This window comes from Phenylobacterium sp. (assembly GCF_030693805.1).
In the GTDB taxonomy this organism is placed as follows: domain Bacteria; phylum Pseudomonadota; class Alphaproteobacteria; order Caulobacterales; family Caulobacteraceae; genus Phenylobacterium.
The window spans coordinates 1-1,419 of the sequence record NZ_JAUXZW010000183.1 but is presented as its reverse complement, the minus strand read 5'-3'; the positions used below and the strand labels follow the sequence as shown (position 1 = coordinate 1,419).

General features: G+C 65.4%; 2 protein-coding genes. Both read left to right on the top strand.

Going from position 1 to position 1,419, the window contains the following annotated elements; all coding sequences use genetic code 11:
* On the top strand, positions 1–674 hold a 674-nt coding region (locus Q8M88_RS07675), incomplete at its 5' end, for a VIT family protein (protein WP_305596028.1).
* Positions 675–742: 68 nt separating this feature from the next.
* Positions 743–1,189 carry a cupin domain-containing protein gene (locus tag Q8M88_RS07670; protein ID WP_305596026.1) on the top strand — a complete coding sequence of 149 codons (447 nt, stop codon included), beginning with the start codon at positions 743–745 and terminating at the stop codon, positions 1,187–1,189.
* Positions 1,190–1,419: the final 230 nt, after the last annotated feature.

Here is a 1,419-nt window from a genome sequence, read left to right as displayed (position 1 = left end):
GTCATCTCGTCCAGCGCATCGGCTGGCTGCGGGCGGCGGTGCTCGGCGCCAATGACGGCATCGTGTCGACGGCGAGTCTGATCGTCGGCGTCGCCGCCGCTGAAGCGTCACGCAATGACGTGCTGATCGCCGGCGCGGCGGGGTTGGTGGCCGGCGCGATGTCGATGGCGGCGGGCGAATATGTTTCGGTCAGCTCCCAATCCGATACTGAAAAGGCCGACCTCGCGCGCGAACGCGAAGAATTGAGTGATTACGCCGAACTCGAAAGAGAGGAGCTTGCGCAGATCTATGTCGAGCGCGGCGTCGACCTTGAGCTGGCGCGGGAAGTCGCTTTGCAGCTGATGGAGAAGGACGCGCTGACCGCGCATGCGCGCGACGAATTGGGCATCTCCGACATCGCCAGCGCGCGGCCGGTGCAGGCGGCGCTGACCTCGGCCGTCACCTTTGCCGCGGGCGCCGCGCTGCCGCTGCTCATCGGCGGGATCGCGCCGCGTGACGCGATCATCCCCATCGTCTCGGCCGCGTCTTTAGGGTGCCTCGCGCTGCTGGGCGCCATTGGCGCGAAAGCCGGCGGCGCCGGCGTCCTGCGCGCCGCGATTCGGGTGACGTTCTGGGGCGCATTGGCGCTGGCGCTGACGGCGGGCGTCGGCAAGATATTCGGCATGGCCGTTTAATGGCGGTTTAAAAGAGCCGGCGATCCCGGAAACAGTTCTATATGGCGGCTGCAAGAAGCAGATTGCGAATGGAGCAGCAGATGATTCGCCTGGGTTTTGTCGCGATCCTGTGCGTCGGTATCAATACAGTCGGGGCGGCTGTCGCGAAGGAGCCTGCGCCCGCCGAAGTCGTGACGGAAATCGCCAGGGCGACAAAAACCGCCACCGGGCAGCCGATCACGCTTCCGCAGGGGCCCTTGGAGGTCGTGGCTTCGATGTACACTCTGGCGCCCGGCGTCAGATTGCCGGAACATAAGCATCCGTATCAGCGCTATGCCTATATTCTTGAAGGCGAACTGATGGTCCAGCAGGGCGATTCCGCGCCGCGCGTCTATCACGCTGGCGAATTCGTGATTGAGAGCGTCGACAGCTGGCATTTCGGCGCGACGGTCGGAGCGGTTCCGGTCAAATTGCTGGTGATCGATCAGTTGCCGCCCGGCGGCGAGGTCACGATCAATCGGCCAGCGGCGCCGTAGCCGAGTCAGAACACGACCGCCCGTCCGTTAGGCGTCGGCAGGGCGTTCGCTTCGCGTTAGAGCCGCGCCTCGAGGATCATATTGAAAGGCGTCGCCGCCGCCTTGCGGAAATGGGAGAAGCCGCCTTCGCGCACGACCTCGCCGATGCGCTTCGCGCCGGCTTGCGCGCCGAGCGCGAGTCCGACGTCCTGATTGAGCGACGTCGGCACGCAGATGTGGGTCGAACCGGC

Bases quoted from the DNA above. Each gene is read 5' to 3' on its own strand.
- Q8M88_RS07670 (WP_305596026.1), top strand. From the start codon at position 743: ATGGAGCAGCAGATGATTCGCCTGGGTTTTGTCGCGATCCTGTGCGTC.